This window comes from Streptococcus mitis, from assembly GCF_001579045.1.
In the GTDB taxonomy this organism is placed as follows: Bacteria; Bacillota; Bacilli; order Lactobacillales; family Streptococcaceae; genus Streptococcus; species Streptococcus mitis_D.
In genome coordinates this window covers 1-21,168 of record NZ_KQ970266.1, presented here as the reverse complement: position 1 = coordinate 21,168, position 21,168 = coordinate 1, and the positions used below count along the sequence as shown (strand labels likewise).

At 40.5% G+C, this 21,168-nt stretch carries 22 protein-coding genes and 10 tRNA genes; 2 read left to right on the top strand and 30 right to left on the bottom strand.

What is annotated here, in order from left to right:
* Positions 1 to 47 precede the first annotated feature (47 nt).
* Positions 48 to 890 carry a helix-turn-helix domain-containing protein gene (locus SMIDD28_RS10400; RefSeq protein WP_061425906.1) on the top strand — a complete coding sequence of 281 codons (843 nt, stop codon included), beginning with the start codon at positions 48 to 50 and terminating at the stop codon, positions 888 to 890.
* A gap of 465 nt (positions 891 to 1,355) precedes the next feature.
* On the opposite strand, the gene comGG is transcribed toward SMIDD28_RS10400, so the two are convergent.
* The 12 genes from comGG to tgt all read right to left on the bottom strand — a co-directional run bounded on the left by comGG (position 1,356) and on the right by tgt (position 11,238).
* Positions 1,356 to 1,769, bottom strand: a complete 414-nt coding sequence (comGG, locus tag SMIDD28_RS10395; protein ID WP_061425875.1) for a competence type IV pilus minor pilin ComGG — start codon at positions 1,767 to 1,769, stop codon at positions 1,356 to 1,358.
* Positions 1,747 to 2,208, bottom strand: a complete 462-nt coding sequence (gene comGF, locus SMIDD28_RS10390; RefSeq protein ID WP_061425874.1) for a competence type IV pilus minor pilin ComGF — start codon at positions 2,206 to 2,208, stop codon at positions 1,747 to 1,749. The genes comGG and comGF overlap by 23 nt, the downstream gene beginning before the upstream one ends.
* Positions 2,171 to 2,473 (bottom strand): competence type IV pilus minor pilin ComGE, encoded by a 303-nt coding sequence (comGE, locus tag SMIDD28_RS10385; RefSeq protein WP_071478895.1) that lies wholly within the window; start codon positions 2,471 to 2,473, stop codon positions 2,171 to 2,173. The genes comGF and comGE overlap by 38 nt, the downstream gene beginning before the upstream one ends.
* Positions 2,436 to 2,870 carry a competence type IV pilus minor pilin ComGD gene (gene comGD / locus SMIDD28_RS10380; protein ID WP_061425873.1) on the bottom strand — a complete coding sequence of 145 codons (435 nt, stop codon included), beginning with the start codon at positions 2,868 to 2,870 and terminating at the stop codon, positions 2,436 to 2,438. Before comGD ends, comGE begins: the two co-directional genes overlap by 38 nt.
* Complete coding sequence (gene comGC / locus SMIDD28_RS10375; RefSeq protein WP_000738649.1) at positions 2,833 to 3,156, bottom strand: competence type IV pilus major pilin ComGC; 324 nt, start codon at positions 3,154 to 3,156, stop codon at positions 2,833 to 2,835. The genes comGD and comGC overlap by 38 nt, the downstream gene beginning before the upstream one ends.
* Position 3,157: 1 nt before the next feature.
* Positions 3,158 to 4,174, bottom strand: coding sequence for a competence type IV pilus assembly protein ComGB (gene comGB / locus SMIDD28_RS10370; RefSeq protein ID WP_081103298.1), 1,017 nt, complete (start codon positions 4,172 to 4,174; stop codon positions 3,158 to 3,160).
* On the bottom strand, positions 4,122 to 5,063 hold the full coding sequence (gene comGA / locus SMIDD28_RS10365; RefSeq protein ID WP_061425871.1) for a competence type IV pilus ATPase ComGA: 942 nt from the start codon (positions 5,061 to 5,063) through the stop codon (positions 4,122 to 4,124). Before comGA ends, comGB begins: the two co-directional genes overlap by 53 nt.
* A gap of 76 nt (positions 5,064 to 5,139) precedes the next feature.
* Positions 5,140 to 5,505, bottom strand: coding sequence for a DUF1033 family protein (locus SMIDD28_RS10360; RefSeq protein ID WP_061425870.1), 366 nt, complete (start codon positions 5,503 to 5,505; stop codon positions 5,140 to 5,142).
* A 150-nt stretch (positions 5,506 to 5,655) separates the two neighbouring features.
* The gene (locus SMIDD28_RS10355; protein WP_049534723.1) at positions 5,656 to 6,714 is read right to left on the bottom strand and encodes a zinc-dependent alcohol dehydrogenase family protein; all 1,059 of its coding nucleotides are present in this window, start codon (positions 6,712 to 6,714) and stop codon (positions 5,656 to 5,658) included.
* A gap of 160 nt (positions 6,715 to 6,874) precedes the next feature.
* Complete coding sequence (nagA, locus tag SMIDD28_RS10350) at positions 6,875 to 8,026, bottom strand: N-acetylglucosamine-6-phosphate deacetylase (RefSeq protein ID WP_001134549.1); 1,152 nt, start codon at positions 8,024 to 8,026, stop codon at positions 6,875 to 6,877.
* 151 nt (positions 8,027 to 8,177) lie between these two features.
* Complete coding sequence (locus SMIDD28_RS10345; RefSeq protein WP_061425869.1) at positions 8,178 to 9,995, bottom strand: acyltransferase family protein; 1,818 nt, start codon at positions 9,993 to 9,995, stop codon at positions 8,178 to 8,180.
* A gap of 100 nt (positions 9,996 to 10,095) precedes the next feature.
* Entirely contained in the window at positions 10,096 to 11,238 is a 1,143-nt protein-coding gene (tgt, locus tag SMIDD28_RS10340) for a tRNA guanosine(34) transglycosylase Tgt (RefSeq protein WP_001285237.1), read from the bottom strand.
* A gap of 129 nt (positions 11,239 to 11,367) precedes the next feature.
* Here tgt and SMIDD28_RS10335 point away from each other — a divergent pair, with 129 nt between their 5' ends.
* The gene (locus SMIDD28_RS10335) at positions 11,368 to 12,225 is read left to right on the top strand and encodes a DUF975 family protein (RefSeq protein WP_061425868.1); all 858 of its coding nucleotides are present in this window, start codon (positions 11,368 to 11,370) and stop codon (positions 12,223 to 12,225) included.
* Positions 12,226 to 12,251: 26 nt separating this feature from the next.
* On the opposite strand, the gene pcp is transcribed toward SMIDD28_RS10335, so the two are convergent.
* From pcp to SMIDD28_RS10245, 18 genes are all read right to left on the bottom strand, one after another.
* The gene (gene pcp / locus SMIDD28_RS10330) at positions 12,252 to 12,896 is read right to left on the bottom strand and encodes a pyroglutamyl-peptidase I (RefSeq protein ID WP_061425867.1); all 645 of its coding nucleotides are present in this window, start codon (positions 12,894 to 12,896) and stop codon (positions 12,252 to 12,254) included.
* A gap of 113 nt (positions 12,897 to 13,009) precedes the next feature.
* The gene (locus SMIDD28_RS10325) at positions 13,010 to 13,372 is read right to left on the bottom strand and encodes a DUF1304 domain-containing protein (RefSeq protein WP_061425866.1); all 363 of its coding nucleotides are present in this window, start codon (positions 13,370 to 13,372) and stop codon (positions 13,010 to 13,012) included.
* Positions 13,373 to 13,382: 10 nt separating this feature from the next.
* Complete coding sequence (locus SMIDD28_RS10320; RefSeq protein ID WP_061425865.1) at positions 13,383 to 13,808, bottom strand: MarR family winged helix-turn-helix transcriptional regulator; 426 nt, start codon at positions 13,806 to 13,808, stop codon at positions 13,383 to 13,385.
* 197 nt (positions 13,809 to 14,005) lie between these two features.
* Positions 14,006 to 15,145 (bottom strand): LysM peptidoglycan-binding domain-containing protein, encoded by a 1,140-nt coding sequence (locus tag SMIDD28_RS10315; RefSeq protein WP_061425864.1) that lies wholly within the window; start codon positions 15,143 to 15,145, stop codon positions 14,006 to 14,008.
* A gap of 162 nt (positions 15,146 to 15,307) precedes the next feature.
* Positions 15,308 to 15,931 (bottom strand): HAD family hydrolase, encoded by a 624-nt coding sequence (locus SMIDD28_RS10310; RefSeq protein WP_061425863.1) that lies wholly within the window; start codon positions 15,929 to 15,931, stop codon positions 15,308 to 15,310.
* 3 nt (positions 15,932 to 15,934) lie between these two features.
* Positions 15,935 to 17,215, bottom strand: a complete 1,281-nt coding sequence (locus tag SMIDD28_RS10305) for an MATE family efflux transporter (protein ID WP_061425862.1) — start codon at positions 17,213 to 17,215, stop codon at positions 15,935 to 15,937.
* Positions 17,216 to 17,275: 60 nt separating this feature from the next.
* Entirely contained in the window at positions 17,276 to 18,760 is a 1,485-nt protein-coding gene (thrC, locus tag SMIDD28_RS10300; protein ID WP_061425861.1) for a threonine synthase, read from the bottom strand.
* A 75-nt stretch (positions 18,761 to 18,835) separates the two neighbouring features.
* Complete coding sequence (locus tag SMIDD28_RS10295) at positions 18,836 to 20,113, bottom strand: glutamate-cysteine ligase family protein (protein WP_061425860.1); 1,278 nt, start codon at positions 20,111 to 20,113, stop codon at positions 18,836 to 18,838.
* Between the two features lie 106 nt (positions 20,114 to 20,219).
* Positions 20,220 to 20,303, bottom strand: a tRNA-Leu gene (locus SMIDD28_RS10290).
* Between the two features lie 9 nt (positions 20,304 to 20,312).
* Positions 20,313 to 20,384: transfer RNA gene (locus SMIDD28_RS10285), tRNA-Gln, on the bottom strand.
* Between the two features lie 13 nt (positions 20,385 to 20,397).
* Positions 20,398 to 20,470, bottom strand: a tRNA-His gene (locus SMIDD28_RS10280).
* Positions 20,471 to 20,484: 14 nt separating this feature from the next.
* Positions 20,485 to 20,555: transfer RNA gene (locus tag SMIDD28_RS10275), tRNA-Trp, on the bottom strand.
* Between the two features lie 4 nt (positions 20,556 to 20,559).
* Positions 20,560 to 20,640, bottom strand: a tRNA-Tyr gene (locus tag SMIDD28_RS10270).
* Positions 20,641 to 20,652: 12 nt separating this feature from the next.
* Positions 20,653 to 20,725: transfer RNA gene (locus SMIDD28_RS10265), tRNA-Phe, on the bottom strand.
* 3 nt (positions 20,726 to 20,728) lie between these two features.
* Positions 20,729 to 20,802, bottom strand: a tRNA-Met gene (locus SMIDD28_RS10260).
* 9 nt (positions 20,803 to 20,811) lie between these two features.
* Positions 20,812 to 20,901, bottom strand: a tRNA-Ser gene (locus SMIDD28_RS10255).
* 82 nt (positions 20,902 to 20,983) lie between these two features.
* Positions 20,984 to 21,057 (bottom strand) — tRNA-Ile (locus SMIDD28_RS10250).
* A 34-nt stretch (positions 21,058 to 21,091) separates the two neighbouring features.
* A tRNA-Gly gene (locus tag SMIDD28_RS10245) sits at positions 21,092 to 21,162 on the bottom strand.
* Positions 21,163 to 21,168: the final 6 nt, after the last annotated feature.

Below are 21,168 nucleotides of genomic sequence, written 5' to 3'. Positions count from 1 at the left end.
TGGAAATGTGTTAAATGAATTTTTGTTGTGAAAGTGGGAATATCGACATGAAATCAAATCTTGGGCATAGCTTACGAAAAATTAGAAAAAGTAAAAATATCTCCATCACTCAATTAGAGGATGGTTGTTTATCGAAATCTCAAATTTCAAGATTTGAACGAGGAGAGTCTGAAATTTCATGTATAAGACTAATTAATCTTCTTAATAAATTAAATGTTACTATTGATGAGTTTATTTCAATACATAACAATAATACGTTGCCCCGATTTCCGACACTAATTAATAATATAAGAAAACTGTACTCTCGAAATGACGTGGAATCGTTAAAAATCTTACTTAATGCAAACTCAAAATACACCACTAACTCTCTCGAAAATACGATGCTAAAATCTCTATTATATACACTTACTCCTGACATTTCACCAAGTGAAGAGGAGTTGCTTGAATTAACTGATTATCTATTCTCAGTTGAAATTTGGGGTTTTTATGAAATAGTGCTACTTGGAAATTGTGTTAGAACCCTCAATTATAACACTGTCTTCTTGCTAACCAAAGAAATGCTCAAAAATTATCATTTTTCAGTAAATAATAAAACTAATAAAATTTTAGTGACTCAGCTCTCAATAAATTGCTTGATAAGTAGTATAGATAATGAGTTTTTTAACAATTGTCAATTCCTTATCCAAGAAATTAAAGACTTGCTCCGAGACGAGTTAAACTTTTACGAGGAGACTGTTTTTACCTATGCCAATGGATACTATGAGCATAAACTTGGACTAAGTACAGGTAAGAAAAAGATGGAAAAATCTCTTAAAATCTTGGAACTATTAAATAAACATCACTTACATTCAAGTTATAAAAAACATTACCTAGAACATATAAAACAATAAAGACTTATCGCTATCTACTGTTTAGTAGCAAACACGGTAAGTATACGGACACTTACTGAAAAATTGACGAAGCAGACCTTTTAAGATATTGCTTTTTTGTCAATTTTTATCTTAGGAAGAATCCTACCTCTACTCTTTCAAATTTAAAAGAGATCTCATTATGACAAATTGCACTTTTCAAAGAGAAGTTGATACAAAGTCATACCAAAACTATGACTGAGTTTTTTATAAAATGCGTTTCTGAGGAACATATCTACATCATTAATATAAGCCTGAGCAAAAAGTCTTTAAAATCAAAAAACGCATAGTATCAGATATTGAACAATCTTGATATTATGCATTTTATTTCACTTCATTTTCTCCTGAAATTGAGTTTTTCCTATCCTCAACATCTTCTAGCCAATATTGGCAACAACACCAATTAAATGGCAAAGTATGTGAACACCCTTATAGAAAAGACGTGGACTATGAGTTCTCTTTCTTTTCAAGCTCCTCTTCTGATTTTTTCTTCTCCACTTTTTCGCTTGAATCGGTCGCTACCTCTTCCTTTTTCTCTGTTTTCTCTTCTTTGATTTTGACTGAAGGAAACAGGAACTCATATTGACTCTTAGGTGTACGAACCCTTGTCACCAAGCTTGTTTTCTTGTTTTGATAACTCACCTGACCCAGATTAAAGATCTGTTCCCCACTTTCCTTGTCAACCTTATCTTTGGTTCGCTTAGCCATGGCAAAAGCAACCAGCTTTTCTTTATTTAAAGCATAGTCTTGATAGTGGGCGACTTGCCGGTTCAAGTAAAATTGTAACAAAAGACTAAAAATGGCTGCCATGGTGACTGCGTAGAGAAGAACACCTGCCTTAACTTTTTTCTTTTTCCACACGATAGATGAACTCCCTTTCTAAGCCTTTTTGGAACTGAAAACGAAAGCGAACCACTTGATTCTCCTCTGTAATCTGAGCTGATTTGAGGCCATAAACCATAGGTTGATAGCCTCGTCCACTGGCATCGGTTTTCCGAAAATCATCTGACTTGGACTTACCTATCGCAATTTCCTTGCCATCCTGCTTCATATAGAGGCGATTGCCCTCCACTTTTTCGAACTGCGAACGGTCTAATTCTGCCTCCAGCTGGTCCACAAACAAGAGCCACTCCTTTTGCTCGCTCTGTTGCTGGTAGCGAACTTCTGAAATGAGAAGCTGACTCATGGCTTGAAAGAGGAGTAAACTTCCACTGATGACAATGAGGGCAATCAGGGATTCCAACAAAGTGAAAGCCTTGACCTTATGGCTCTTTGATAGCCAACAACTGTTCTGAACCATGGTAGACCTCCAATCCTTTTTCACTAGAAAACACCTGAATCTCAACTCCGTTGATGTTTACCTGATTTTGACCTGTCTGCAGTGCCATCTTAGCGACACGCACAACTTCTTCTTTCTGCAAGATTTTTGCTTCTTCTTGCCTATTCTTTTGAATTTGTCCCAAAAGAAGGGTAGCAATACTGGCAAAGATAGCTAGAGCGACTACTGCTTCCAGTAAAATCACTGCCCTAATTTTTTGTTTCCTTAATGCGTTTAATTTTTCCATTTCCTAGATATAATTGATAACGAATCGCTCCTTTGCTGGTCTGAAATTCAACCTTAGCCAGAGACGAATTGCCCCCAGCTCGGTCAAATGTAATGTTTTGGCCTGATGGTGCCTGAATTCCTTTAGGAACTGTCAACTTTTGACTGCCATTGCCAATCGTCTGCCCATCTAAGTTCAGACTAGTCTTTTGCTGACTGGCTACACTGCGTTTTTGAGTTTCCCGATAGAGTTCTTCAAACTCCATAAAGAAAATCTGCTCCTCTACCGCCGCAAAAGTGGACTGGACAGAGCCTGACAAGCCCAAGGCAAGGATACTCACAAGACCCAAAACCAAGAGGCTTTCCAGCATGGTAAAGGCCTTAATCCGCGACCGTTTGAGTCTTATTTTGTTTTGCATGATATTCTTTATAAGCTTTAGCTTGCTCTTCTGTGATGCGATCATCTGCTTGTAATTTGCTTAGAGTAGCCTCTTCGTTTTTATTCAAACTATAAAGCTCTGCCTGGCTTTCTACCACCTTAACAACAGCAGCTTTTCCTTTGTCATTGACCGCCTCTTTTTGCTTGGTCAAATTAGGTACAAAGAGCAAGAGAAGCACGCTGATGATGAGCAAGACCACCAACATTTCCACAAGTGTAAAAGCTTTAACCTTCGCTTTTTTCAAGAATGTCATCATTTTTTTCATTTTAAAAATTTACCTCCATATTTTGATACATGGGCATGAGCATTGCCGCATAAAGTAAAACGATAATCAGAGCCACAAAGATAAAAACCAGTGGCTGCACCAGATTCATGGTGCGATTGACTCGGGTAAAAAAGGCTTCCCAAGTTTTTTCAGCATAGATTTCCAACTCACTCCCCAGCTTGGACTTGACTTCCCCATACTCGATGATGAGACTCAACTCTTTCTTAAAGAAAGGATAGGTTCCTATAGTTTGAGAAAATTCTCGACCATTTTGCAGGGCTTGAGCCAGATCTTGACCGATTTCTTTAAAGAGCTGGGAACCTTGTTCCTGCATGATATGAAAAATCTGCGTCAACTCCAGCCCTTGCGAAATCATATTCCCCCACTCACGCGCATAATAGGCTGTCAAATAGGTCTGCACAAAGATTCCAAGAAAAGGAATGCGTGCTAGGATAGAAAAGACGCGCATCTTCGAACTTCTTTTATAAAAAGTGAGTGCTAAAAGGACACCAACTGAAACAAAGCCTACTATTCCTAGAAAGATTTGTGGCAGATTGCCGATAATTTGGGTAGCAATATTGCTACTATCCAGTTGTGGTAGTAGGTAGTTCCGTAGCCCCAGCATGATTAGGAGAAGAAAACCCAGCAAAATCAAGGGATAGGTCGCTACTTCAATTAATTTTTTCTTGACCTTGGCCAGATTGTCTAGATACTCTTCTATCTTTCCCAAACTCAGGTGGAGATTTCCATGGACTTCCGCTAGGGATAACTGAGTGACAATGACACTTGAAAATCCCAAACTGTCCATCATTTCTGAAAATGATTTCCCCTGAGACAAGCCCGCACGCATCTGGATCACACACTGCTTGTCCAACAAGGCACTCCTATCTAAAAAGGAGATGGTCTCCACCAGATGAAAACCGCTGGAAAAGAGATTGTTAAACAGGGTGATGATATTTTTTTGCTTAGCTGTAGCTAATTTTTTCCGTTTCAGCCTGAAGACTTGTGATATGTCCATCTTTAAGAAGCTGGTCAATCTGTGCATTCCAGCTAGTTGGCTGGTGTTCTTGATAGTCTTTGTTTGCAAAGTCAACAATTCCTCCTCCCCCAATTAATCTCTGGTAGCAGACTCCTTGCAGAACGACTGCCAATTCCTCCTCACTCACACCCAACTCCAGCAGGCGTTCATAAACACCTCGAATACTCTTGGCATGAATGGTTGAAAAGACTGTCGCACCTGTCAAACTAGCTCTGACCACTGCACGCGCCGTCTCGCTGTCCCGAATTTCTCCGATAATCAAGAGGTCCGGTCGATGACGTAAGGAAAGCTTGATGAGATTTTCATAGGTCAACCCGATTGCTTCGTTCAACTGCAACTGAAGCATGTCGTCCTGCTTGATTTCTACAGGATCTTCGATGGACATAACTTGCTGTCCTTTAAAGAGAGACTTGGCTAATTCGTGCATCAAGGTCGTCTTGCCACTTCCGACTGGACCAGCAAAGAGATAGAGACCACGTTGCCTGTACTGCTTACCCAGTTCTTCAATATCCTGAAACCAAAAATGCAAATCCTGCTCCTCATCGTGCAACAAGCGAATAACTAAACTCTCGTGCCCTCGATAATCACCTACAGTAGATAGACGTAGGGACGCCATCTTATCATCATAGGCATAGTCGCAGGAACCAAGCTGACTACGTCGCTTTTCTCCCACATTCATACCCGCCACAAACTTAAAGTGACTGATGACGGCCGCAAACTTTTCAAAATCATAACAACCGATTTTACAGCGCTCGTCTCCGACCCTCATATGAAGCTCATAGGCGTCTAACTTAGGGACAAAATAAATATCCTGCGCCCCTTTTTTCCGAGCCGAACGAATGATTTCTTGTGCAATTTCTTGAACCATACTTACCTCCTCACCTATACTATTCGCAAAGAATTGGAAAAATAAAAAAAGCAACTCCAAAAAAGTTACTTTTTCTCTATCTTAATTTCATACGGCAAGAACGGTGCCTTTCCTGACCAGTTTGTTTTTCATAGCCTGGACGTAGTTTTTCATCTGGGATAACCTGCTCATCCTGTAAAAGAGCCAAAGAATGGTATTGTTGTAAATACTCATCACATTCATCACACCAGCGTTGGTCTTCTGGATCCCAAAAAATGGTCATCAAGTCACTTCTGCTTTTATAAAGAGGGGATTCTTGTTCCAATCTAAACCAGCAAGTTTTGTAGTATTTGAGAGCATCATAATACTGGTCAAATTTTCTACTTGCTACAATATCTTCTTCCCAACCTTCTAAGAACCACCAAGGTTCAAAATCTCCGTACATTTCTATAACACGATACATATTCATTCATTCCTTTGTACCGTATATTATAACCAATTCCGCCAGACAAGGAAAGAAATATGCTCATCTCTTAATTTTTTGATAAAAAATCCAGCCATCTGATGGATGACTGAATTTCTATGTGCTTATGTTCCAAAATCTTTTTACTACTTAAGCTTCTGAAATATCGTTTTCGATAATGACCTTAATGGCATGGTGGTCTGCTGCCTTACTGAAGACTTCGTAGGCTTTTTCAATTTCACTGAGTTTGAAATAATGAGTTACCAATTTTTCTGGTTCAATCTTATGACTTTCAAGTGCTTTCAACAATTGTGGAGTCGTATTTGTAGATACCAAACCAGTTGTTACATTGATGTTGCGAATCCAAAGTTTGTCTAAATCGAATTCAACTGGTTTACCATGTACACCACAGTTGGCAACTGTTCCGTCTATACCGATAATCTTTTGACAGAAATCAAATGTTGCAGGAATACCAACAGCTTCGATAGCAACATCCACACCACGACCATCTGTCAAATCATAAATTTCTTTAATGGCTTTTTCAGGGTCTGAAGAATTAATCTTATGAGTCGCACCAAATGATACAGCAGTTTCCAAGCGGTTATCGTCTAAATCCACCATAATCAATTTAGCTGGTGAATAGAATTGAGCTGTCAAAAGAGCAGCCAATCCAACTGGTCCTGAACCAATAATGGCTACGCTACAACCAGGTTCTACTTTCCCTTTTAAGACACCAATTTCATATCCAGTAGGTAGAATGTCTGATAGCATAACCAAGGCTTCGTCTGACAAGTCTTCTGGAGTGTGGTAAAGAGTGTTATCTGCATGAGGGACACGTAGATATTCAGCCTGCATACCATCAATCAAGTGACCAAAAATCCAGCCTCCTTCGTCTTCACAGTGGGCATAGATTCCTTTTTTACAGTAGTAGCATTTACCACAGGCACAGACACAAGAAATCAAGACCTTATCGCCTTTTTTGAAGTTCGAAACTCCTTCTCCAACTTCTTCAACAATCCCAATCCCTTCGTGACCAAGAATGGTACCACTTTGGCAAGCAGGAACATCCCCTTTGATAATATGGAGGTCTGTTCCACAAATAGTAGTTTTTACGATACGCACAATAGCGTCTGTTGGCTTGCGAATAACTGGTTTGTCTACATCAACAAAAGAAGCAAGTCCTGGTTTAACATAAGTATAGGCTTTCATAAAGTACTCCTCCGTTTTTTATTTGTACTATTTATAATATAATTGTAAACCCTTTCATTTGTTTCTTCAAGATTTTTTGTGATTTTTTTAACTTTTTTATTTACCGGTAAAGCAATATAGATAAAAAAACAGAAGCTAGTCTAACTTCTGCTTTTTTATCTTATGCTTGATAACGTTTCACACCGTCTAGGTAGGTTGCTACCAATTCCAAATCTTTATCTAATACGATAAAGTCTGCGTCGTAGCCTTCACGGATTTGACCACAGACATCGTCAATGTGAACGGATTTAGCTGGGTTGAGGCTGGCCATCATGACTGCTTCATGCGGATTCGCAATACCCCACTCGACTACATTTCTCATACCATCTTTAAGTTTGAGGATAGAACCTGCCAAATTACCAGTAGATTTGAGACGTGCAGTTCCATTTGCTACTACAACAGGGAATTCTCCCAACATATAGTCACCGTCTTCAAGCCCACCAGCTGTCATACAGTCCGTAATAAGAGCGATGTTTTCTGTCCCCTTTTGCTTAAGTAAAATCTCACAAGCTTTTGGATCTACGTGATAACCATCACAAATCAATTCTGCGTAAGTATGTGGGAGCTCATACATAGCTCCTACCATACCTAGTTCGCGGTGTGTTAAACCACGCATCCCATTATAGGCATGTACCCATACACTAGCTCCAGCATCAACTGCCTTCTTAGCTTGTTCAAATGTCGCATCTGAGTGCCCAAGTGCAACTGTCACACCTTCACCTGTAATAGTACGTACAAAATCTTCCACCCCATCACGTTCTGGTGCAATAGCGATTTTATTTAGCATCCCTTTTGCAGCATCCTGCCAAGAATGAAACTCCTCAACACCCGGGTCTCTCATATAAGTTGGATTTTGTGCCCCCTTAAAAGTTTCTGTGAAATATGGACCTTCATAATAAATCCCACGAATCTTAGCACCTGTTGCTTCTTTATAATGGTTCCCAAGATTTTCAGTGACTGCAAGCAATTGCTCATAAGTGGCTGTTAAAGTTGTGGGCAAGAAACTGGTAACACCGGTACTAAGAAGTCCTTCACTCATAGTATGCAATGTACCTTCAATGTTGTTGTCCATCACATCTACACCTGCATATCCATGAATATGAGTATCCACAAGACCTGGTGCAATGCTATAACCAGTATAGTCAAGAACCTCTGCTCCTTCAGGAATTTGATCCACATGTTTCCCAAATTTGCCATCAACAAGTTCTAAGTACCCACCGCGACGAATGCCAAATGGATAGAAAAACTGATCCGCTTTAACGTAATTAGGCATAATAATGACCTCCTTAAAAGATTACTTTTGATATTTATTATGTCAATTACATTATAAACCTTTCTGATTCATTTGTAAATGGTATAGACCTATTTTCTAGAGATATTTTAAAAGAGCTGGATTTCTCCAACTCTTCTCTTTTTAATACAAGTTATTTTGATTTGACTGGCTTGTCTTGAGCTGCTTGCAAGGCTGTAGCAATGGTCTCTGCATACAATTTAGCTCCGGCTTCAATTTTACTAGTGTCGCTTCCGAAATGGACTTGGTCTGTTCCTGTCCAGATCTCTGGATGTTCCTTAGCAACTTGATTCCAATCTGCTATCGTGATATAAGGAGTCTTCTCTGCCAATTCTCTCATATAGGCAGCCGCCTTCTCAACGATTGCATAGGTCTCTTTTGTCTTATCTCCCTCATAAGGAGTCACCAAAACCATATGGTGTCCCTTAGGAAGATTTTTTACGATACTATCCCAATCTTCCTTGTAATTTTCAGGATTATTTACCCCAGTTGCAATAACCACCATCTTTGGTAGAAATTTATTCTGGCTATTGTTGAGCATGATTTCATTGGCAGTCTTGGTTGTTCTGCTAACTTGTGCATTAATCTGTGCTCCAGGAAGGGCTGTCTGCAGGGCTGTATTTGCCCTTAAAGCCACCGAGTCACCAATTAACATAGTGCCATCAGCAATTCCTAAACTATCAGCTTCTGCTCGTTCTGCCATCACCTTGGTCTGGCCAATATTTGTTGCAGCTTGCTTCAAACCATTGACAGTCAAATCTGTCTCAAACGCTCCCACTTGTGGTGCCAAGAAAGTCACTAAGAAGACAATGAAGGCCAAGATTCCTGTACTTGTTGCAAGAATTGCGTGAATATAAGGCAAGGGACGAAGGGTTTGTATAATAGGTGTGTTCTTGCCTGCAATCCAAGGTTCCAATACATAAAATGAAAGACTGGCGAATCCATAAGAAAAAATCAAAGTTAATAATACAGCAAGAAGATTTGATGTCAACTGTGAGAAAATGATATAGAAAGGCCAATGGAAGAGATAAACTGCATAGCTAGTATCCGCTAAAAAGCTGATAATCTTTGGTTCCTGTATATTAGGAGTCTTTTCATGTAAGACACGCGCCGCCAAAATCATAACAAGGGCTGCAAGACTGGCAAGCAAGAAGCCTATCAGATAGGCAAAGAGATAGGTAAATTTGACAAAGAAGGTCAAAATGAGTAAGAAGCCAAAACCTCCTCCAAAAACTAAAAGGGTCTTGCGTAAATCCCAGATTTTATCCAACTGCTTAACTAAAGAAGTTATCTGACGAACACCTACAATCGTTGCTAGCACACTTCCCAAAAAGAATGGATAGATATGAGTTAAACTGGAGAAGTAAACAGAGGAATAAGAGGTCACTAAAAAACTACCAATAAACATGGAGAAGAAGCTAATCAAGAAGGCAGCAACAGACAAGAGAAAGACCATTCCCCTCAACTGACCATTTGATTTAGCCTGTTTGGATAAGAACCAAACTGCCAATCCCCAAAGAATATAGTAGTGAACCTCAACAGCCAAGCTCCAATTATGAACAAACAAATGAGGAATGAACTGAGATTCATAACTCCCACCTGTTAGGAGTTCATAGAAGTTGGTCATAAAGCCTAAGACACCCGCAATCTGACCGCCAATTCCAGCCACATAATCTTGCCGAACTAGGAAGGTAAAGGGCATGGTTACCAAGACCATCAAAACCACAGGTGGCACAATCCGATAAAAGCGTCTCCTAAAAAATCCTATCAAATCAATCTCATAGTTTTTAGAAAATTCTTCGATGAGTAGAGCTGTAATCAGGAAACCTGAAAATGTGAAAAAGACATCTACCCCGAAAAATCCTCCAGGAAAGATGGTCTGAAAGAAATGATACAAGAGTACCAGTAGTAAACCTGTAATCCTAATCAAGGAAAACCATTTAATGCGCATACGAGTTTATTCTCCCTTTCATTATACACTTTATTCTATCAAAAAAAGAAGAAAAATCCTAAGAGAAAACTTAGGATTTTTAGCTTATATCAATTCCATTTTAGAAATTACGTCCTGACTTATTATAGCCATATTTTTCCACAAAATACTCACGGAATTCCAAGAGATTGTCATCCATAATGGCTTGTCGCACTTGCTTCATCAGGTTAAGCAAGAAGTAAAGATTGTGATAACTCGTCAAGCGGATACCAAAGGTTTCATCAGCCTTGAGCAGGTGACGAAGATAAGCGCGTGTATAGTTCTTACATGTGTAGCAATCACACTCAGGATCCAGTGGCGTAAAGTCCTCAGCAAACTGAGCATTTTTGACAACCAAACGACCTTGACTGGTCATACAAGTCCCATTACGAGCGATTCGAGTCGGCAAGACACAGTCAAACATATCCACCCCACGAATCACCCCATCAATCAAGCTATCTGGCGCTCCCACCCCCATCAGATAACGAGGTTTATTTTCAGGAAGCAGTTGGGTTGTGAAGTCCAAGACAGCATTCATCTCTTCGTGGGTTTCTCCCACTGCCAAACCACCGATAGAGTAGCCTGGGAAGTCCATACTGACAAGGTCGTGAGCTGATTGGCGACGCAGGTCTTCAAATCCTGCCCCCTGCACAATTCCAAACAAACCTTGGTCATGTGGACGACGGTGAGCCTTCAAACCACGCTCAGCCCAACGGCTGGTACGCTCGATTGATTTCTTAACGTAATCATAAGGTTGATAAAACTGAGGACATTCGTCAAAGGACATCATGATGTCTGAGCCCAGATTATTCTGAATAGAAATGGCTTTTTCTGGGGATAAGAACATCTTGGAGCCATTTAGATGGTTTTTAAAGGTTACTCCTTCTTCTGTGATATTTCGGCTATCTGCTAGAGAATAAACCTGGAAACCACCACTATCTGTCAAGATAGGCTGGTCCCAATTCATGAACTTGTGGAGACCACCAGCGCGTGCAATGAGTTCATCTCCAGGGCGAAGCCAGAGATGATAAGTGTTTGATAGGATAATTCCCGAACCCATCTCCTTCAATTCTTCAGGTGACTGAGTTTTGACAGTGGCTTGTGTCCCAACTGGCATAAACATAGGTGTTGGGAAGGTACCGTGGGGAGTGATGATTTCTCCCAGACGAGCTCCTGTGTGTTTTTCTTTCTTAATCAAACGATATTTGATTGGTGAATCTGACATTTTTTACCTCCGAAGCTGGGAAAGACAGTCCCAGTTCATACTTTGTACCCAAGGGCATACTGTATGATTTTATCAAAAAAAGCCGGAACTGTCACGAACTATGTATAAGAACTATGGTATAATGAGAGAATGAAATACCCAAAAATTGATTTAAAAACCGTTCGTCTGCAAGCCAGACAATTTCAGGCTGAAAATCCCCGCCTCTTTCTCGTCTATCTCTTACCTAGCATGCTGGTCATATTGTCTGGCTTTCTTAATCCCTTAGAGCGCATCAACGAGAGTGTTTTAGAACAACCCTTTTTAAGCGTACTTAGTCATGTATTCCAAGCCTACCTTTTTCCACTATTAGTCTCCTTTATCGGAGCTATTCTTCTAACCAGTTCAGTCTATACAACCCTAAAACTCATCAAGAATCCAGATACAGAACTATCCGTCAAAAATAGTCTTACTCTCTTTAACGAAGTACACTTTTCACAAACCTTTTTGACTCTACTTCTCAAACGTTTCTATCTCTTCTTATGGAGCATTCCTAGTTTGCTTGGGATTTACCTCCTTTTTTACAGTAGCTTTCTAGCAAAGAAATTCGTTGCAATCCATCCTGAATTTCCCAATCTGGATCTCTCGTCAGTTGAAACTGAACGTTTCCTCATGACATTTGGTCTCTATTTTCTAGCAAGTATCCTCTTGATGATTGTCGGAAATAGTCTCTATATTCCACAATACTATGCCTATTCTCAGGTAGAATTTCTCCTCTGTGACACCCTAGACTTAGGACAAGCTAAACCAGGACAAATCCTTAAGACTAGCCGTTTCCTGATGAAAGGCTACAAATTTCAACGCTTTGTCCTAGACTTACAACTCCTTCCTTGGTATTTCCTCAATTGGATTACCTTTGGGATTGCTAGTTTCTCACTCCTACCCTACATTCAAATCAATAAAATAATTTTTTACCGAGCAGTACTGGCTCGAAAACGTCCAAAAGCTTGAAGGTTTTCCCTCAAGCTTTTTTTCTATCAATGAGTTTCTCCACCTACCAACTTGAGATCCTGATCTCCATGTTCGATAATAGCCCCGATTGCTGCTTCTATCCCTCGCCTAATATCCACTAAACTCATAGCTGGAGTTGTAGGTCGATTCACCACCTGTTCCATCATATAAGGAATATGCATAAAACCTGCCTTAACATGTGGAAATTTCTTTTCTACCAAATAGAGGGCCTGATACATCAAATGATTGCAGACAAAAGTCCCTGCCGTATTGGAAACAGAGGCCGGCAAGCCCTCTTTTTTTATAGCTTGGACCATCGCTTTAATCGGCAAACTACTAAAGTAGGCCGGAGCACCATCTGGACGAATAGGAAGGTCAAGCGGTTGATTTCCATCATTATCAGGAATGCGTGCATCGTCTTGATTAATAGCCACTCGTTCAGGTGTCAAGCTAGATCTTCCACCTGCTTGGCCGATACAAAGGACAAAGTCCGGTTGATAATGACTCATCTCTTCCTCCAATACATGGGCCGATTTGTGAAAGACTGTCGGCACTTCTAGGCAACGGACCTCAGCACCATGGATTTCAGCTGGTAAACCTTTAACAGCCTCCAAAGCTGGATTAACCTTTTCCCCTCCAAATGGCTCAAAACCTGTCACTAATACTTTCATCTCTAACTCCTTACAAATGATTTCATGAAACACTTTTCTTAAAGACAAGTATAACATATTTCCCTTATTCTGGAGTTGAAAAGGACTAGAGAGGATCAGACCGGCATTAAAGTTTATTTAAAGAGTAAAATACTCATCAAGGCCAAAATAGCTGGTCCTCCTTGCTTTAAAATAATTTTTTTATCTGCTGTGAGAGAGCCATAAGCCGCAGCACCTATCACAAACAGGACAAAAATAGTCACAATTTCTAAATTCTGTGAGAAATAAATCCCATATAAGAGAAAGATACCTAGCAAAGCATTATAAATCCCTTGATTTTTAAACAATGAACTTACTGACGGACGAGCCAGTTCTTCCTTGTCCATGTTAAAGACACGACTAGTCGCATCTGATTTCGTTGCAATACTTTCCAAATAAAAAATGTAAAAATGCTCCAAAGCAACAATCGTTGCTAAAATGGTTGTCATAATTGACATCTATTTCTCCTTAAATTTCTATATTTTCAATACCCAAAACCAATTTATTTACTAAACGGCTGAGTTCTGTTCTTTCAGACTCTGTTAAGATACTTTCCATCTCTTCTTTAACCTTGATATGCTGCAGAGGCGGATTCACCACTAACTGCTCCTTGGCATACTTCGTAGCCTCTACCAACACTTCTCGCTGATTTTCAGGATTACGATGACGCTCCACCAAACCTTCCTTTTCCAGAATTTTGAAATGTCGTGTCAAAGCAGCCTGATCAATCTTCAAACGCTCCTGAACCGCCATTTGGTTACAAGGAGAATACTCCAGCAAAAAAAGCAACATCTGATACCTTGTCAAACTAATCCCAAGTCTTTTTTCAAACAATTGCGTACTCGCTTGCTCAGACAAGCGGAGTTGATAAAGCAGATCTTGAATCTCTATCATTTCTTCTTCCTTTTTATTGATTTATCAATAGTTGATTAATCAAGTATAATATAAAGTAAAATAGATTGCAAGAATGTTGCTTAAAACATTACAAGATGGTAACTTCCTTCACATTGACAAACAAAAAAACGAACGAGAATCGCTTCCTATCACGAAAGCTAGATCTCATTCGTAAACATTATATTATCAAATCTGGTTTATCCATTCATTGAAACGTGAACGTGGTCATAGTGGTTTTCTGTCACGCTACCACGGTCTGGCATTGGGTTCCAAGTATTAGCTGGTCCATATTTGCTATCGAATGGAGCATAGAAACGTTGTTTCCAGATGATGTAACTAATGCCACGGCTGGCCATATTTTGAATAGCATATTCCGCAATCTTATCCCCTAGTTCTGAGCTTTCTGGCACCATAAAATCGATAGCCAAACCTTTTCCGTGATCTCCACTGTCCCCTGGACGGTAACCACTAAAGGATGTGATGCCAAACAAGTTAGCAATTTCTTCTTTAAAGGCAGCCGTTTGTGGTTGAAGGCCTGCATTTTCAGATTTTGCTACTGCCAATCCAGCATAATCAGGCGCAGCTGGAGCTGTGTAAGTTGTTGAAATTATTTTCGTCTCTTCTGGTTTATAAGTAGAAACTGTTGGTGTAGCTTCATTTAATGAGACTTCTTTTTCTTCTACTGGCGTTGTAGTTGCTTCCACTGCTGATTCAGCTTGAGGGCTTGCTTGTGTTTCCTCTTTCTCAGCTGGAGTCGTTGCCTGAGGAACTGCTTCTTCAACTGGACTAGTTGTTTCGGCTGTTTGCTCCTCTGGGACAGAAGTGCCCGTAGATGGTGCCACTTCTTCAGAAGCAATCACTGTCTTTGTAACTTCTGAGCTTGATGCTACTTCTTTTGGCGCTTCTGCAATTGGTTGAGAAAGATCTGCAACCTGAATAGTTTGATCATCAACGGTCACTTGATTGGTTGTCAAATCTGCTGTCGCAGTTGTCACTTCTTCACTAGAAGCCACTTGAGGTGTTTGGATTTCAACTTCCGTTACCTCTTCTGCTTCATTGACGGTCGTTGTCAAAACAGTTTCTGGGAAAATCAAATCCATATTAGTGATTTTATTCAAATTCGCAAGAACTGTGACATCTACACCCAAGGCTTCTGCAATTGTGCTCAAGGTATCACCATACTGTACTGTATAACTTGTTTTGTTATCCGTTTTAGTCAAATCATTTTGGATTTGCTCAACACTACGGGCAGTCCAAAGAACTTCTTCTGCTTGCGTTGCCAATACTGGGGCAAATGACAAGGCTACTGTTGAGGCTAATAACATTCTTTTCTTCATTCTTTCAAATTCCTTTCAAATGAGTACCTGTCTATCATAACACAAAAAATGCAGAAAAAAAGCCCTCTCGGGCCTATTTAACAGAACTGTCTATTCCTTGTAACAAACTCGGTTACTTGAAATAGTTTGTTAGGTCACTGTCACAAAACTGACACAATCTTTTTATCGCTCAGCCTCAAAAATACGGGAAATATCTGCTAACCCTTGAATCCTGTGATTGCCTTCATAAGTCGACTCTAAAAAGTTAATACTTTGAATCTTACTATTCTGCGCAAATTCCACATCCAGAGTCCGATCCCCTATATAATAAGTTTTCTCAGGATTCAGCTGATACTTGTCTAGTAGATATATGGTCGCTTCTGGACTTGGCTTCCGCTCAAAACCACTCTGACTGGTTAAAATCTCAGTGAAATAGGACTCCAACCCCAAGTCTCTGAGAATGGTGAAAGCGTTGTTCCCCTTATGAGTATATATAAACTGCTGAATTCCTACTTGGTCTGCCCAAGACAACACTTCACGCGCACCTGACATCAAAACTACCTGAGCATTCTTCTCAGCCAGACTTTGGGCGCGCACTTGATTCAGCACTTCGACATCCAGTTTTCTATCTTCTGCCACCTGCACAAGTAAATCCTGCACAGAATACTTGAGGATAAACTCCCTCACCTTCTCTTTATCATAAGGAATAGAAAACTGACCAAAAGTCTCCTCAATCCCTGATAAAATTGCTTCGTAAGAGTCCAATAAAGTCCCGTCTAAATCCCAAATAAAAGCTGTTTTTTGCATTTCCTATCCTTTCAAGCTCATATAACGCTGGTAACGGTAGCGTAGAAATAACCAGCGAAAACCATTATCCAAAAGGGTTCCGGTCCAAATACCAGGCAAGCCCCAACCAAGAACAATGCTCATCAGATATCCTGTTCCAATGCGGATACACCACATTCCTATACTTGTCGCATAAAAGGGAAGCCGAGCATTGCCCAAACCCTGCCAGACTGCTGTATAGATGACTGTTCCTATCGTCATAGGAGTACCAAGTAGTGAAAAAAGTGTCACTAGAACACTAGCCTCCACCGCTAGCGGATTAGTCGTATAGAGATGAGTCAGTGGTATCCCTAAGGCATAGATACTAAAGGTCAAGGGCAACATGAGAAGCAGAGAAAGCCAAAAGGCTTGTTTACTCAAACTAGCGACTCTTTTCCAATCATCCTCTCCAACTGCTCGGGCCACCAGCATGACCGTTGCCGTAGCTACACCAAAGGCAGGCATATAGTTAAACTGGGTCAAAACCTCCCCGATTGCATTTCCAGCCACTGCCTCCGTTCCAAAAGAAACGACCAAGGCAATGATAACAACATCACCAGCCCGCATCATAAGTCGCTCTCCAGCTGCTGGTAAAGCCAAGGTCAACAGTTCCTTATCTAAACAAAAAGTTGGCTTCGCATAAGGCAGTTTTAATTGTGACCACAAAATCACAAGACCAACCAAACGAGACAGAATAGTCCCCCAAGCAACACCCGCTATCCCCATATCCAGTACAAAAATAGCTAGACTGGAAAAGAGAATATTCAAAGCATTTGACAAGAGACTAACATAAAGAGGCAGACGTGGATTATGCGTTGCACGAATCAAGGAACCCAGACTGGTCATCAAGCCCAAAAGAACAATCGATCCGCCTACCAAGGATAGGTAGAGTCCACCACTCTCAGCTACAGCCCTCTCCGTCCCCAAAAGTCCTATCATTTCTTGCCCAGCGAAGATGGACAAAGCTCCTAAAAGGAAACTTAATAATAATGTAATCTTCAAGGCCTCGGTCACATGATAAGCTATTTTAGACTGATCCTTCTGCCCCAAACTTTTTGAAATAACACTGGAAATAGCAGCTCCCAGAGCGATGAAAATCGCCTGATAAATCGTAATAATATTGCCAGCTACTGATACACCCGAAATAGCTATCAAGCCCAAGTGGGCTACCAAGTAACTATCCACCATCCCCATGAGCATCTGCAAAAAGTTTTCGCCCATAGCTGGCAAGGCAATATTAAGAATGTCTTTATTTTTCTTAAACAATCCTTCCTCCTGATGAAAAGAAACTCAGTTGGTTTCCCAACCGAGTTTACTCCCTCTGTCTTAAAGCCCAAGATAAGCCTCAACCGCTACTTGCATGTCAGCAGACGTCACAGTTGTCTTATGACGAACAGGAGCTGTTTCAAGGCCATCAACTGCTGGTGGCACAGCCACTCCTGAGATTTCATGTAATTGAGCCAAAGCTTCAAAGTCGCCAAGCCCTGACTTTCCAGTTACAGCTTCTACTGCAACCACTGGGAACTTGTATGGACTCGCTGTTGAAGCAATCACTGTCTTAGTCGCATCGCCAGTAGCAGCTTGGTATTTCTTATAAACTGCAGAGGCAACCGCCGTATGTGGATCCTCGATATAAGAATCTGACTCATAGATACGCTTGATTTCTGCTGCTGTTTCTTCCTCAGTCGCATATTCAGCTGCAAAGAGGTCCAAAATCTCTGCATCAAAATTAGTCAACTCATATTGACCTTGGCTATTCAAAGCATTCATGAGTTCAGCTGTCTTAACAGCATCATTACCCAAAAGATGGAAAATCAAACGTTCCAAGTTTGAAGATACCAAAATATCCATAGATGGACTAGTTGTTACCTTAAACTCACGCTTCTTGTCGTAAACACGTGTCTTGAAGAAGTCAGTCAAAACATTGTTGTCATTTGAAGCACAGATTAATTTGCCAACTGGTAGACCAATTTGCTTAGCATAAAAGGCAGCCAAGATATTTCCAAAGTTTCCTGTTGGTACTGTGAAGTTAACCTTTTCACCAGCTACAATCTCACCAGTCTTGACCAACTGAGCGTAAGCATACACATAGTAGACAATCTGTGGCACTAAACGGCCAATATTCATAGAGTTAGCTGATGAAAATTGCAGTTTATTGGTAGCCAACTTTTCACGAAGGGCTACATCGTTAAACATATGCTTCACATTAGTTTGCGCATCATCAAAGTTACCATCAATAGCGATAACATGAGTATTGTCACCAGTCTGAGTGGTCATTTGCAACTCTTGTACCTTGCTGACACCATCCTTTGGATAAAAGACGATAATCTCAGTACCAGGAACATCCGCAAACCCTGCCATAGCAGCTTTCCCAGTATCACCAGATGTCGCTGTCAAGATGACAATCTTATTCTCCAAACCATGTTTCTTAGCAGCTGTTGTCATAAAGTATGGTAAGATAGACAAGGCCATATCCTTAAAGGCAATTGTTGAACCATGGAACAATTCCAAGTTATATTGTCCGTCTAATTTCACCAAAGGCGCAATAGATGGAGTATCAAATTTACTATCGTAGGCATTGTTGATACAGTAGTCCAACTCTTCAGCTGTAAAGTCATCTAAAAATGCTGACAAAACTAACTTAGCAATTTCCTGATAAGAAGCATCTTTCAATTTGTCAAAGTCCAAATCTACCTTTGGATAAGTAAGCGGTGTAAACAAACCGCCGTCCGTCGCCAAACCTTGCAAAATAGCTTGGCTGGCAGTTACTGTATTATTGGCATCACGCGTTGATTGATAAACTAATGTCATTACTCTCTATCCTTTATCTATAGTCTCTTCCATTATATCATGATTTTTCAGAAAATTCTCCCTTTATAAGAGAAATTATAGTTCCAATTCTTCTTTCAAAGGCTGTAAATAAATCATTTCTTGTTTATTTCTCATCTTCAATCCTTCCTCAGCTAACAGAAGTAAGTCTTTGGAAAATTCAATAATCGTAGTTTCTTCCTCATCTGTAAGCTTTTTCTTAGAAAATTGTCGTCTTAAAGACTTGTAATCACAACCAAATTTCTTAAAGAAAGGTGCTGTTTCTAAGTAAGCTTCTAACTTATCTAAATTAACCAACAATCCCAAGTGAAAGGCTGCAGAAACAAAAGTCCTATCAAGCGGCTGAGTACACACACTACGAAACTCAACTGTTCCTCGAGTCGTTAAATCTTGGTACTGATAACTACGATGAGTTTCAAAATCCTTCTCTTGGGGGTAAATAATAACCTTATCCCCATTCAGAGTAAATGCCTGGATTTCAGGCATAGCCAAATAATCCCTTGCCTGAATCGGATAAAAATAATAGGTCTGCCCATCTCGTTCTGCAGTAAAAATCGCAGAATGAGCTAGATAGTCAAAAAAATCATCTTTATCATCAAAGAGTCTAGCATTAACCCCAACATTCTCTGTATAGATACCATGCATCGATTCTTCCCAGAAAATATCCCTTGAAATTTTCGTATCCCAATCCGCACCCGAAAACTCAGAGTTTGCAAATAAATAAGCCTTAGCCGCTTCAATTTGGGTAAAAGCATTGATCACCCGTAAGTAATTGAATTTTGAAACATCCAACTGAACCTGACTCCCACAGATAAAAGCACCATATTCAGGGAAATGATGTAAATCTGATTTAGTAATATTTCTACTCAAATTCAAATAATCCATCAACATCTGATAGCGTGGATAAGCCACTGGACAATTCTCATTTTTATCCCAGTTGGGATGGATACCACAGCCAACAATAGCATGATTTGATTCAGCTAACTTCTTCTGGATTGCTTCCATATAAATACTAAAACGTTCTTCAACTTCTTGTATCGTTTTAGCCTTACCAAATGCAAACTCAATCGTTGTATAGGAAACTTCAAACAAAATAGCATCCTGACTTATCGGATCTACTAACTGGATCGGATTGCCAAAATCATCTACCTTTTCGACAGTAAAATCTAGAGCGGAAAGTAAATAATGAAATAAATCTTTTATAACTTCAACATCTGTTGCATTCCCTTCTAAATTTGCAACAGGATATTCCAGCTCAATTCCAACAAATAATTCAGGATTTTCTTTAATATTTTTCAAATACCGATGTTTTAATAAATCGATAGAACGAGACATACTATCCTACACTTTCTTAATCTAAATAAAATTTGAATAACTATAATTATACCAAAACTAATATAAAAAAGGAACGAAGAATAACAACGTTCCTAACTCTATACTATACCGGCGGCCGGGGTCGAACCGGCACGTCCTTGCGGACACTGGATTTTGAGTCCAGCGCGTCTGCCAATTCCGCCACGCCGGCAAATAGTAACTGGGGTAGCTGGATTCGAACCAACGCATGAGGGAGTCAAAGTCCCTTGCCTTACCGCTTGGCTATACCCCAATAATATAAAATAGGCGAGTGATGGGGATCGAACCCACGCATGCCAGAGCCACAATCTGGTGTGTTAACCACTTCACCACACCCGCCATAATTCTATTAACACGGGCAGTAGGAATTGAACCCACACTGAAGGTTTTGGAGACCTTAGTTCTACCTTTAAACTATGCCCGTAATATGGAAGGGGAGGGATTCGAACCCCCGAACCCGAAGGAGCGGATTTACAGTCCGCCGCGTTTAGCCTCTTCGCTACCCTTCCAAAATATATAAATGGCGCGAGACGGAATCGAACCGCCGACACATGGAGCTTCAATCCATTGCTCTACCAACTGAGCTACCGAGCCTTATTGCGGGAGCAGGATTTGAACCTACGACCTTCGGGTTATGAGCCCGACGAGCTACCGAGCTGCTCCATCCCGCGTTAATAAAAAGGAGGATGTGGGATTCGAACCCACGCACGCTTTTACACGCCTGACGGTTTTCAAGACCGTTCCCTTCAGCCGGACTTGGGTAATCCTCCAAAATAGTTTATACGGGAACAAACCCGTGTCCTCTTAGTGAACAGATAATATTCCAATCCCCTAGTAATGGACTAAACACTATGGGCACGAGTGGACTCGAACCACCGACCTCACGCTTATCAGGCGTGCGCTCTAACCACCTGAGCTACGCGCCCAAGTCAAAAACTTGGTACAAAGAACAAAGTTCAAAGCGGGTGACGAGAATCGAACTCGCGACAACAGCTTGGAAGGCTGTAGTTTTACCACTAAACTACACCCGCTAAAAT

What these genes read in the sequence shown, in the direction of transcription:
- SMIDD28_RS10360 (WP_061425870.1), bottom strand. Translation starts at nt 5,505, where the DNA reads ATGTATCGTGTTATAGAAATGTACGGAGATTTTGAACCTTGGTGGTTC.
- pcp (WP_061425867.1), bottom strand. Translation starts at nt 12,896, where the DNA reads ATGAAAGTATTAGTGACAGGTTTTGAGCCATTTGGAGGGGAAAAGGTT.
- comGE (WP_071478895.1), bottom strand. Translation starts at nt 2,473, where the DNA reads ATGGAAAAATTAAACGCATTAAGGAAACAAAAAATTAGGGCAGTGATT.
- comGF (WP_061425874.1), bottom strand. Translation starts at nt 2,208, where the DNA reads ATGGTTCAGAACAGTTGTTGGCTATCAAAGAGCCATAAGGTCAAGGCT.
- comGA (WP_061425871.1), bottom strand. Translation starts at nt 5,063, where the DNA reads ATGGTTCAAGAAATTGCACAAGAAATCATTCGTTCGGCTCGGAAAAAA.
- SMIDD28_RS10310 (WP_061425863.1), bottom strand. Translation starts at nt 15,931, where the DNA reads ATGCAAAAAACAGCTTTTATTTGGGATTTAGACGGGACTTTATTGGAC.
- tgt (WP_001285237.1), bottom strand. Translation starts at nt 11,238, where the DNA reads ATGTCAGATTCACCAATCAAATATCGTTTGATTAAGAAAGAAAAACAC.
- SMIDD28_RS10325 (WP_061425866.1), bottom strand. Translation starts at nt 13,372, where the DNA reads ATGTCAATTATGACAACCATTTTAGCAACGATTGTTGCTTTGGAGCAT.
- comGB (WP_081103298.1), bottom strand. Translation starts at nt 4,174, where the DNA reads ATGGACATATCACAAGTCTTCAGGCTGAAACGGAAAAAATTAGCTACA.
- SMIDD28_RS10335 (WP_061425868.1), top strand. Translation starts at nt 11,368, where the DNA reads ATGAAATACCCAAAAATTGATTTAAAAACCGTTCGTCTGCAAGCCAGA.
- SMIDD28_RS10320 (WP_061425865.1), bottom strand. Translation starts at nt 13,808, where the DNA reads ATGATAGAGATTCAAGATCTGCTTTATCAACTCCGCTTGTCTGAGCAA.
- thrC (WP_061425861.1), bottom strand. Translation starts at nt 18,760, where the DNA reads ATGACATTAGTTTATCAATCAACGCGTGATGCCAATAATACAGTAACT.
- SMIDD28_RS10295 (WP_061425860.1), bottom strand. Translation starts at nt 20,113, where the DNA reads ATGTCTCGTTCTATCGATTTATTAAAACATCGGTATTTGAAAAATATT.
- nagA (WP_001134549.1), bottom strand. Translation starts at nt 8,026, where the DNA reads ATGCCTAATTACGTTAAAGCGGATCAGTTTTTCTATCCATTTGGCATT.
- SMIDD28_RS10400 (WP_061425906.1), top strand. Translation starts at nt 48, where the DNA reads ATGAAATCAAATCTTGGGCATAGCTTACGAAAAATTAGAAAAAGTAAA.
- comGD (WP_061425873.1), bottom strand. Translation starts at nt 2,870, where the DNA reads ATGCAAAACAAAATAAGACTCAAACGGTCGCGGATTAAGGCCTTTACC.
- comGC (WP_000738649.1), bottom strand. Translation starts at nt 3,156, where the DNA reads ATGAAAAAAATGATGACATTCTTGAAAAAAGCGAAGGTTAAAGCTTTT.
- SMIDD28_RS10315 (WP_061425864.1), bottom strand. Translation starts at nt 15,145, where the DNA reads ATGAAGAAAAGAATGTTATTAGCCTCAACAGTAGCCTTGTCATTTGCC.
- SMIDD28_RS10345 (WP_061425869.1), bottom strand. Translation starts at nt 9,995, where the DNA reads ATGCGCATTAAATGGTTTTCCTTGATTAGGATTACAGGTTTACTACTG.
- SMIDD28_RS10355 (WP_049534723.1), bottom strand. Translation starts at nt 6,714, where the DNA reads ATGAAAGCCTATACTTATGTTAAACCAGGACTTGCTTCTTTTGTTGAT.